The sequence below is a fragment of the Neisseria sp. P0001.S005 genome, assembly GCF_051963715.1.
Genome location: NZ_JBQCTZ010000133.1, coordinates 1 through 9,566, shown reverse-complemented (window position 1 = coordinate 9,566; position 9,566 = coordinate 1). Strand labels below are relative to the sequence as shown.

The following is a 9,566-nucleotide window of genomic DNA, read 5'->3' as shown; positions in this document are numbered from 1 at the left end:
CGCAGCAAACAAGACGAATGGGTGGACATCCGCAGCGTCGGCGGCCGCAACACCTTTGACGACCGCAACAGCGTGCGTGCCCTGTTTGCCGAAACCACATACAGCCCCAGCGAAAAATGGGACATCACGGCCGCCGCCCGTCTTGAAAAAGAAACGCACAAACGAAGCGGCGGCAGCGGCGCGCTGCACCTCGATTTAGACAAAGGCCAGACCGTCTTCCTACCCAAATTCGATATCGCCTTCAAACCCACCGACCAATGGGTCAGCGGCATCAAAGCCGCACGCGGCTACAACCCCGGTGGCGCGGGCATCACCTTCGGCCGCCCTGTCGTAACCTACACTTATGAACCCGAATATGTGAACAACTACGAGTGGTACACCCGCTGGCGCAGCGCAGACCGCCGCCTGCAACTCTCCGGCAACCTGTTTCTGAACCACTACCGCGATATGCAGCTCCCCTTCTATCTCGGCACCAACTCCGTCGTTATCCGCAACGCCAAAAAAGTCCACACCTACGGCGCGGAACTCGCCGCCGACTGGCAGGCGACCGACAGCCTGAAACTCACCACCGGACTGGGGCTGCTCAACACCAAAATCAAAAGCTATCCCGACAGCGGCATCGAAGGCAACAAACTCGGCCGCGCGCCAAAATACACCGCCAACATCGGCGTGAAATACCTGAACGACAAAGGCTGGGAAGCCGGCGGCGACGTGCGCTTCTACGGCGGCTACTATTCCGCCGCCGACAATGCCGAATCAGGCAAAATCGGCGCGTACAACCAAGTCAACCTCTACACCGCCTACAACTTCAAACAAGGCCGCGTCTCGCTCTACGCCGACAACGTGTTCAACCGCCGCCGCCCCATATTCATTTCCAGCGCCGACCGCCAAGACGCGCTCTACCAACGCCCCAGAAGCGTAGGCGTGAGCGCGGAATGGAAGTTTTAAATGAAGCTGAAATGATGGAGGCCGTCTGAAAAAACATAGGTCGGACATTTATGCCCGACCTACCGTTTATTCCTCCAAAACACCCAAAGGAATCCCATGCACTACTTCACCCCTGCCAAAACCCTGCCCGAAGGCACCATCTACCTGACCGACCTGACCCACGTCGCCGACTTCACCGACTGGCTGGCCGAATTCGAAACCCTGTTAAACCAAAACCCCCGCTTCGCCACCGTCTGCACCCCGATGCAGCGACAGGTAAGCGATGAACAGCGCATTGCCGACCGCAAAACTTACATCGAATGGATAAAGGCACATCGGCCGCAACTGTCCGAACGCTGCGCCGCCATGCTCCTTATCGAACCCGACGCGGCGCAACTGGCGTTCTTCCGCGAACAATCGTCCAAACTCGGCCCCGCGCTGGGCGTGAACTACATCGTCGAAGCAGATGAAACAACCGCCCTGCTTCGCGCAGAAGAAGCGTTGAAGGCCGTCTGAAAAGATACTAAACCTATTTAAATACAAATCAAGTATTGCCACCCAATATGTTCAGACGGCCTTGTCCCTTTATTTGCCTCATCTTCAAAAGAATCATGTGATGTCCGACAATCAGACTTCCCCAAACTCACGTGACTGGCTGCTGCTTATCGGCGGCAGCACTTACAAATTCACGCTAACCGGTTTTTATCTGGTCGCGCTGGTCGCTATTTTGAAAAATAACGGTTACAGCCTGAATCAACTGAGCTGGATTCATTTAATCGGCAGTATCGAAGCAGCGAAGGTATTGTTTGCCGCACTGATGGAGCGGCGGCCGGCGGGGCGGTTCGGGCGGTTTCGCGGCTGGTTGCTGGCGGCGACGCTGGGGCTTTCGGCAGTGTTCGGGCTGATGGCCTGTACCGACATAACGCAGAACTTCGCGCTGCTTTTGACCTGCTGCGTACTGCTCTCGGCGATGTCGGCGGTGTACGGCTGCGCGATGCTGGGTTTGTCGTGCATCGTCCTGCCGCACCGCGAACGCGGTTTCGGCGGCGTGATTCAAACGATGGCGGCACGCGGCGGCAAGATGATCGGCGGCGCGCTGGTATTGTGGCTGTATCAGGAATACGGACAGACGGCGGCGGCCGGCTTTATGCTGGCGTTCAGCCTGCTGATGTTGCTGCAACTCTTGTACTACCGCGAGCCGGAAAGTCCGACTGCGCAAGGCAGTTGGACGGCGTTGGCAGCACGGCTGGTTTCTTTTTGGCAGCAACCTGAAACAGGCTGGCGGTGGCTGGTTTTGCTGTTTGCCGTTGCCGCACCGTATGCGTTTATGGCGGCGACTTTTGTGCCCAAGCTGGCGGATTTGGGCTTCAACCCGAAGCAGACGGGCGGGATTCTGGCGGTGGGCATTCCTGTTGCCTGCCTGATCGTTACGCCGCTGTCGGGCTGGTTTTCGTGCAATTATCCGCGCCGCAAACTCGTTTTCCTGCTCTACGCGCTGCAACTGCCGCTTTTGGCGTCCATGACCGCCATCGATACGCTCGCACGTGTCCACCCTTGGCTACCGCCCGCGCAAATCATCGCCCTAAGCCTGAGCTACACGCTGCTACTGCCGGTGATACTGGCGTTGGTGATGGACAAATCCAACAGTGCCACCGCCGCACTCGACAGCAGCCTGCAATTTTCCGTCGTCCTGCTCGGCAGTTACGCGGCCGGTTTCGCCGCCCTACGGCTGGCAAAGGCTATTGGTTATACAGATGCGTATTGGGTTGCAGTGTACTTGGCCGTATTGGTAGGCCTGCTTTTATACTTGAATAGAAATTTATTCAATCATTCGGATCGTGATTCACAATAATTCGCTTAGATATTTATCCATCGATTTTAATTGAGCGCGCCTCCGGATAATTTTTCATTTTATTGCACAGTCTCTCATGAAAATATAACAAAACATGCCCATAATACTGCCGTTATTACACTCTTAAATTCAAAAGGAACCTCATGACTGCTGTTCTCATCGTTCTCGGCTTGATCGCCATTGTTGTCGGTATTTTAGGCACTATTTATCCTGCCTTGCCCGGATTGGGTTTGATGTTTGGCGGCGCATGGCTGTTGGGTTATGCCGGCGATTATCAAGTGTTTGGCTCGGGTACGCTGACCTTTTTGGCTATCGTTGCCGTATTCGGTACTGCAATGGACTATGTGGCGGGCGCATTGGGTGCAAAATATACCGGCGCAAGCAAAACCGCAATTTGGGGTGCATTTATCGGCGGCATCGTCGGCGCATTCTTTTCCATTCCCGGCTTGTTGCTCGGCCCGTTGACCGGTGCGGCCATCGGCGAATTTATCGCACGCAAAGACACTTGGCAGGCAGGCAAAGTCGGTATCGGTACGTTTATCGGCTTTATCATCGGTACTGTGGCCAAAATCGGCTGCGCCTTGACCATTGCACTGACCATCCTGTTTGTTTGGTTAGCCTCATTCTTCTAAATAAAAAATATTAAAGGCCGTCTGAATTTCAAACATTCAGACGGCCTTTTCATTTCACTGTTTATTTGCCGCAGCAGGATTTGTATTTTTTACCGCTGTCACAAGGGCAAGGATCGTTGCGACCCACTTTTTCGCCTTCGCGGCGTACAGTCTGCGGCTTATTGATGATGGCCTGCCAGTACCAGTAAATATCAAGCAGGACATGCGGCAAATCAGATTCCAGCTGGGTCAGCTCTTTTTCATTTAGATGCAAGATGACTTCGCCGTTTTCCTCATCGTCATAGATGCCGCCCAAAGCCATAATCGGATAGAACAAATCTTCAAACTCTTCCTGATCGACTGCTTCAAACCAATCGGTAGGCACAATATCCAGTGCGTAAAGGTAGGCGTTACACCAAGTGTAAAAATCCGGATTGCCGGCTTCATCTTCATAAAACCACAAATCAGGCAGGATTTTCTCGTTGAGCTTCATGCGCATATCGGCGGCCATTGCCATGACCAAACGTTCGATTTCGGTGCGCTCTTTGGCATCAAACAAAGATTCCTCACCCAAAATCTCAGGCAGCCAGTTGGTCGGATTCAAAGCATCCGGACCGCTCAATAAAGCCATCATAAAACCTTGAACCTCATCACAACGCATGGTGTTGTGGGCTTCGGATTTGGCATCCAACAATTCCATCAAGCGGCTGCGTGCCGCTTCATCAAAAGTCAGTATTTGCATTTTTGTTCCTTAAAATAAAATCTTATCATTGTTTTCAGACGGCCTGGGTATGGATACGCTGCCGCATTTGTTCAAACAGACAAACCGTTGCCGCCATCGCGACATTCAGAGATTCGGTTTGCCCCAACATAGGGATTTTGACACAGGCATCGGCCTTCTCTTTTACCGTTTCGCTCACGCCGCTGCCTTCGTTGCCAAACACCCAAGCACAAGGTTGACTGAGGTCCATTTCATACAAACCGATATTGCGACCGCCCAAGGCAGTTGCCCAAATTTGATGCTGATACCTTTCCATCCAAGCGGATAATTCCACTCGGATGAAAATAGACAGCAGAAAATGCGCACCCATCCCCGCTCGCAACACTTTAGGCGACCAGATATCCACGGAATCATTGCCGCACACGATTTGCCTGACTCCGGCTGCTGCCGCACTGCGCAAAATCGTCCCAGCATTGCCGGGGTCTTGTACCCGCTCCAATACCACACAATCGCCGTCTGAAGGCAAACCTGCCTGCTGCGGAATATCAATCCAAGTCATCACATCATCGGCATCGGTCAGACTGGTGATTTTAGACAGCGCTTCGTTACCGACCCAAGTAATCAATCCCTCGTCCAACTGCGCCGCAATTTCTTGAATTTCAGGATGCTGCTGTTTCTTTTCAGGCAGATAAACCTGTTTGGGCGTACCGCCGCTTTGCAAATAAGTTTGCAGTAGATGTACGCCTTCCAATACGGTTTCACCGCTTTCACGCCTTGCTTTGGCCTGCGTCAGCAGACGGAATAAATGTTTGAGCTGTTCGTTTTGAGCAGAGGTAATCAGTTTCATGGAGCGCATTATAACTGTTTTGACTTCGTTGAAGCTATGCTTTCAGACGGCCTGACGGTTTTGCTTCGAAAATAAAAAACCCTTGCAATGAAGCAAGGGTTTTGCATGATTTCATTTTTTACTGCACAACAGTCTGCTGCTCATTTTTTTGCTCGGTGCGGACAGTCGGACGATTTTCAATTTTTCCATCTTTTGCCGCATTCGGCACAACAGTCTCGCCAGGCTCGGAAGCTGCTTTATCACTAGGCGTACCGCTTACCGGAATGATATTTTGCGCAGGCTGAACATTAGACTTCTCTGCAACAGGCATAGCGTCACGAGAAGTTTGCGGTGTAAATTGCCATACAGCAACAGCAATCGCACACACGCTTGCAGCGGCTGCGAAGAATTTGAAGAAGCCACTATTGGCCGCTTCACGCTGAGCATATTTTTCCTGCTTGCCTTCAGCTTCGGCTTGGGGCACTGTAAATGCTTTGCTTTGCATGGTTTCACCGGCAACACTCGCCGCCGCACCCTGACGGATACAGTCGCCGATAATGTGGTACTCATGCCAAGCGCGCATAGCTTCCTCGTCTGCCAATACGGCATCCAGCATCTCATCAGTCAATGCTTCACCGTCCATCAATGCAGACACATACTCCAATGCTTTATTTGTTTTGTCGTTCATTTTTATTACCACCTTTGATCTTCAGAAGTATCCAACAGCGGCCGCAAATCTTTTGCAATCAGTTCACGCGCTCTGAAAATACGCGAACGTACAGTACCTATCGGACAATCCACTACCCGAGCTATTTCTTCGTAAGACAAGCCATCCATTTCCCTAAGCGTAATGGCTTGACGCATATCGTCTGGCAGTTGCGCGATGCTTGCTTCGACGGTCTGCAAGATTTCCCGATTCATCATTTCAGCTTCCGGCGTATGGTAATCCGCAATCTGATCGGTTAAATCAAGAACATCTCCCTCCTCATTGGCTGCTTCCGAACTGACAAAAAACTGGCGACCCGAAGTGGTTAGAAAATTCTTTGCCGTATTGATACCGATACGGTACAGCCATGTATAAAATGCACTTTCTCCACGAAAATTTGCCAATGCACGATAAGCCCTAATCATTGCCTCTTGGGTTACATCGTGTACTTCGTGCTCATCCTGAATAAAACGGGAAATCAGTCTGTTTAGCCGACGCTGATACTTGGACATCAGCATCTCGAATGCCTTATGGTCACCTTTCTGTGCGCGCTCCACCAAAACTTGATCTATTTGGCGATCGTTCATATTCAACCTTTAATCGTTTTACTGCTTTAAACCAAAAATAGTAAAGCGTGCTGTGCACAGTAAAGACAGCAACGCTTTGAAATAGTTCCACGAGATTACACTCAATTGCCAAAGTTTATTCGTATAGATACTCTAACATTGACTATATTTCTTTATATACATGGACTTAATAAAAGTAGTTTAATTACTAATAGTTACTAAACTTAGAGTCAACCACTTCGTCTTTTGCTATATATTTGGCTAACTTTTCATGAACAGGTAAATAACCTTGTTCCATTCGAACATCACTTCCCATCCGAAGATTAACAACAGCAAGGCACTTGTTGCCCATACTTAGGATAATCGGCCAATATTTACGGACGAGTGGCACAATATGACACTCTTGCAATAGTTTTTCGACTGATTTTTCCCTCTGTCCCGACTGAATCACATCACTTTTGGCCACACTTCTAAGTACCGCCGGTTTCTCCAACTCCTCTTCCGACAAACCTCCCTTAAACGGTAATAAAACAAAACCATTTTCGAGCAAAATATCTTTCAGACGGCCTTGAACTTCCCTGCCATTACACCAAGGCAGTTTTTGAAACTCACTTTCCTGACAAACAAACAGCTTGTCTCGATATGCGACCAGTTCCCCATCTGGCAAATTCAACTGCGCCTGATCAGCGGTTTCCAATACTCGGGCAAAATCGGCAATACTGTGATAAGAAGGCAATGATTCCGTTTGCTTTCGCAAAAAATACCAAAGCAGCCGACGACGTAAAAGCAGCGTACATTGCCGCCACAGACTGATGCTGAATATTCCGTTTGGACTGATGCGTTGATATTCAGACTCAATCAATTCATCTAAAAGCTGCAAATCTTCCTGCAATAATCGAACATTGGCACAAATTTGCCGCTCAAAATTCGGAATACGCTGCTGCCATTGCGGTAAAGCCTGATTTCTCATCCAATTGCGTAAATAGCCGGAGTCTTCATTACTTTCGTCTTCAACAAAAGATAATCCCCATTGTTGCGCATACTCAGCCAGTTCCTGACGGGAAAATGCCAAAAGCGGTCGCCAAATTTGAATCTCTTCATTTAAATCACGCCATACCGGCATGGCCGCCATACCGCGCAATCCGCCTCCACGCACAGCTGACAACATAAATGTTTCGATTTGATCATTGCGGTGATGGGCCAAAACAATAATTTTCTTCAGGCCGTCTGAAAATGCCTGATATCGGGCAGCCCTGGCCGCCGCTTCCAAACCTTTTCCTTGTTTTTCCACATTAACACGGCACACCCGCAAGGCAACATTAAGACGCTGGCAATAATCCTGACAAAATTTTGCCCAACTGTCGGCATTAGTGCTTAAACCATGATGAACATGGACGGCACGCAAATCAAAATGGCTAAATTCACGCATCCGATGCAAAAGATGCAACAGGACGACAGAATCCAATCCGCCACTCAAGCCAACTTCAACAATAGTATGGCTCGGCAAATCAGGAAAAGCTGCTTGAAAACTTTTAAATAGGGAATCAGGGGATAGTTGCGACATTTCAGACGGCCTGAAATTGTGAATTACTCAAAAATTGAACACAAAAAAAGCAAGCAGCGCCATCTGCTTGCTTTTTCAACAGTCAAACTTATTTATCGGTAAATTTACCGTAAGCCATAATGCGGTCGAAACGGCGAGAAAGCAAGTCAGGCATGGTCATGCTTTGCGCTTCGCTTAATTGCTGTTCCAAAACGGTTTTAACGTTTTTCATCGTGGTTTCAAAATCACGGTGTGCGCCGCCTAAAGGCTCATCAATCACTTTGTCGATGACATCCAATTCTTGCAGGCGTTTGGCGGTAATACCCAATGCTTGCGCGGCATCTGCTGCTTTTTCAGCAGTTTTCCAAAGAATAGAGGCGCAGCCTTCGGGAGAAATCACCGAATAAGTCGAGTATTGCAGCATATTGACGTAGTCACCGACAGCCACTGCCAACGCACCACCCGAACCACCTTCGCCAATGATGGTGCACAATACCGGCACATGCAGGCGGGTCAGTTCGTACAAATTACGGCCGATGGCTTCAGACTGGCCGCGTTCTTCCGCACCAATGCCCGGATACGCGCCCGGGGTATCGACAAAGGTCATGACCGGAATATCGAATTTTTCGGCAGTCTGCATCAAACGCAGTGCTTTACGGTAACCCTCAGGACGCGGCATACCGAAATTGCGGCGGATTTTTTCTTTGGTATCGCGACCTTTCTGATGGCCGATAACCATCACGCTTTGGCCGTTGAAACGTGCCAAACCGCCGACAATGGCATGATCGTCAGAATAATGGCGATCGCCGTGCAACTCTTCAAAATCAGTAAAAATACCGTTGATGTAGTCCAAAGTATAAGGACGCTGCGGATGGCGGGACACTTGTGAAATTTGAGCCGGAGTCAGCTTGCTGAAAATTGACTTGGTCAACTCGCTGCTTTTCTTTTGCAGTCTGGCAATCTCGTCGGAAATATCAACGGCAGATTCGTCTTGTACGAATCGCAACTCGTCAATTTTATTGGTTAATTCGGCGATGGGTTGTTCGAAGTCCAAAAAAACAGGTTTCATAAAACAAAGCTCTCGGTAACGGTTGCTGACATGATACGCTAATCAGACGTATTTGACAGCATTTCTCAAAGGAAAACTGCCATCTTTTGCAATAAAAAATCTTTCAGACGGCCTTTAATAAAGAAATAGTATATCTACACTAAACTCATGGAGTGCCGTATCTTATGATAAACTTCAATTCAGTTCAATCATTTCAAACAGGCTATGAAAAACGATCATGACAATTCGTCCATGCGCTTGGACAAATGGCTTTGGACCGCGCGCTTTTTCAAGACCCGCGCGCTGGCGCAAAAACATATTGAGCTGGGCAGGGTTTTGGTAAACGGCTCAAAGGTGAAAAACAGCAAAAATATTTCTGCCGGCGACACCATCGACATGACTTTGAACTCCCTACCCTACAAATTCAAAGTTGCCGCGCTCAATCATCAACGCCGCCCGGCACCGGAAGCGCGTTTACTCTACGAAGAAGACATGAAAACGGCTGCCGAACGCGAAGCTCAAAAACAGCTCGACCAAGCCAGCCGCATCAGTGCCGCTTATCCGGACGGACGCCCAACCAAACGCGACCGCCGTCAGCTTGACCGTATGAAGCGCGATAGCTGGTAAAATGTTTCATCCATTGTTTCAGACGGCCCTATATTCATGCCGAGACCTTTGCAAAATTCCCTAAAATCCCCTAAATTCCCACCAAGACATTTAGGGGATTTTTCATGAGTACCTTCTTTCAGCAAACTGCTCAAGCCAT

11 protein-coding genes are annotated in these 9,566 nt (G+C 49.5%); 5 read left to right on the top strand and 6 right to left on the bottom strand.

The features are described from left to right. The 4 genes from ACTHSP_RS14160 to ACTHSP_RS14145 all read left to right on the top strand — a co-directional run. A partial coding sequence (locus ACTHSP_RS14160) for a TonB-dependent receptor (RefSeq protein ID WP_440346316.1) occupies nt 1-948 on the top strand: 948 nt, incomplete at its 5' end. 96 nt (nt 949-1,044) lie between these two features. Continuing rightward, the gene (locus ACTHSP_RS14155; protein WP_440346315.1) at nt 1,045-1,443 is read left to right on the top strand and encodes an extensin; all 399 of its coding nucleotides are present in this window, start codon (nt 1,045-1,047) and stop codon (nt 1,441-1,443) included. Between the two features lie 100 nt (nt 1,444-1,543). Next, the gene (locus tag ACTHSP_RS14150; RefSeq protein ID WP_440346314.1) at nt 1,544-2,779 is read left to right on the top strand and encodes an MFS transporter; all 1,236 of its coding nucleotides are present in this window, start codon (nt 1,544-1,546) and stop codon (nt 2,777-2,779) included. Nucleotides 2,780-2,922: 143 nt separating this feature from the next. Next, on the top strand, nt 2,923-3,411 hold the full coding sequence (locus tag ACTHSP_RS14145; RefSeq protein WP_440346313.1) for a DUF456 domain-containing protein: 489 nt from the start codon (nt 2,923-2,925) through the stop codon (nt 3,409-3,411). Between the two features lie 61 nt (nt 3,412-3,472). Here the strand turns inward: ACTHSP_RS14145 and ACTHSP_RS14140 are convergent, their stop codons facing one another. From ACTHSP_RS14140 to ACTHSP_RS14115, 6 genes are all read right to left on the bottom strand, one after another. Next, nucleotides 3,473-4,132 carry a UPF0149 family protein gene (locus ACTHSP_RS14140; protein ID WP_440346312.1) on the bottom strand — a complete coding sequence of 220 codons (660 nt, stop codon included), beginning with the start codon at nt 4,130-4,132 and terminating at the stop codon, nt 3,473-3,475. A 34-nt stretch (nt 4,133-4,166) separates the two neighbouring features. Beyond that, nucleotides 4,167-4,958 (bottom strand): TrmH family RNA methyltransferase, encoded by a 792-nt coding sequence (locus ACTHSP_RS14135; protein WP_070647212.1) that lies wholly within the window; start codon nt 4,956-4,958, stop codon nt 4,167-4,169. 118 nt (nt 4,959-5,076) lie between these two features. Continuing rightward, the gene (locus tag ACTHSP_RS14130; protein ID WP_070647057.1) at nt 5,077-5,625 is read right to left on the bottom strand and encodes a sigma-E factor negative regulatory protein; all 549 of its coding nucleotides are present in this window, start codon (nt 5,623-5,625) and stop codon (nt 5,077-5,079) included. A 5-nt stretch (nt 5,626-5,630) separates the two neighbouring features. Next, nucleotides 5,631-6,230 carry an RNA polymerase sigma factor RpoE gene (rpoE, locus tag ACTHSP_RS14125; RefSeq protein WP_036493687.1) on the bottom strand — a complete coding sequence of 200 codons (600 nt, stop codon included), beginning with the start codon at nt 6,228-6,230 and terminating at the stop codon, nt 5,631-5,633. 187 nt (nt 6,231-6,417) lie between these two features. Continuing rightward, nucleotides 6,418-7,773 carry a tRNA lysidine(34) synthetase TilS gene (gene tilS, locus ACTHSP_RS14120; RefSeq protein ID WP_440346311.1) on the bottom strand — a complete coding sequence of 452 codons (1,356 nt, stop codon included), beginning with the start codon at nt 7,771-7,773 and terminating at the stop codon, nt 6,418-6,420. Nucleotides 7,774-7,861: 88 nt separating this feature from the next. Continuing rightward, the gene (locus tag ACTHSP_RS14115) at nt 7,862-8,821 is read right to left on the bottom strand and encodes an acetyl-CoA carboxylase carboxyltransferase subunit alpha (protein WP_440346310.1); all 960 of its coding nucleotides are present in this window, start codon (nt 8,819-8,821) and stop codon (nt 7,862-7,864) included. Between the two features lie 204 nt (nt 8,822-9,025). Between ACTHSP_RS14115 and ACTHSP_RS14110 the strand changes: the two genes are divergently transcribed. Next, on the top strand, nt 9,026-9,427 hold the full coding sequence (locus ACTHSP_RS14110; RefSeq protein ID WP_314512933.1) for an RNA-binding S4 domain-containing protein: 402 nt from the start codon (nt 9,026-9,028) through the stop codon (nt 9,425-9,427). Nucleotides 9,428-9,566: the final 139 nt, after the last annotated feature.

What these genes read in the sequence shown, in the direction of transcription:
- ACTHSP_RS14155 (WP_440346315.1), top strand. Translation starts at nt 1,045, where the DNA reads ATGCACTACTTCACCCCTGCCAAAACCCTGCCCGAAGGCACCATCTAC.
- ACTHSP_RS14150 (WP_440346314.1), top strand. Translation starts at nt 1,544, where the DNA reads ATGTCCGACAATCAGACTTCCCCAAACTCACGTGACTGGCTGCTGCTT.
- ACTHSP_RS14145 (WP_440346313.1), top strand. Translation starts at nt 2,923, where the DNA reads ATGACTGCTGTTCTCATCGTTCTCGGCTTGATCGCCATTGTTGTCGGT.
- ACTHSP_RS14140 (WP_440346312.1), bottom strand. Translation starts at nt 4,132, where the DNA reads ATGCAAATACTGACTTTTGATGAAGCGGCACGCAGCCGCTTGATGGAA.
- ACTHSP_RS14135 (WP_070647212.1), bottom strand. Translation starts at nt 4,958, where the DNA reads ATGAAACTGATTACCTCTGCTCAAAACGAACAGCTCAAACATTTATTC.
- ACTHSP_RS14130 (WP_070647057.1), bottom strand. Translation starts at nt 5,625, where the DNA reads ATGAACGACAAAACAAATAAAGCATTGGAGTATGTGTCTGCATTGATG.
- rpoE (WP_036493687.1), bottom strand. Translation starts at nt 6,230, where the DNA reads ATGAACGATCGCCAAATAGATCAAGTTTTGGTGGAGCGCGCACAGAAA.
- tilS (WP_440346311.1), bottom strand. Translation starts at nt 7,773, where the DNA reads ATGTCGCAACTATCCCCTGATTCCCTATTTAAAAGTTTTCAAGCAGCT.
- ACTHSP_RS14115 (WP_440346310.1), bottom strand. Translation starts at nt 8,821, where the DNA reads ATGAAACCTGTTTTTTTGGACTTCGAACAACCCATCGCCGAATTAACC.
- ACTHSP_RS14110 (WP_314512933.1), top strand. Translation starts at nt 9,026, where the DNA reads ATGAAAAACGATCATGACAATTCGTCCATGCGCTTGGACAAATGGCTT.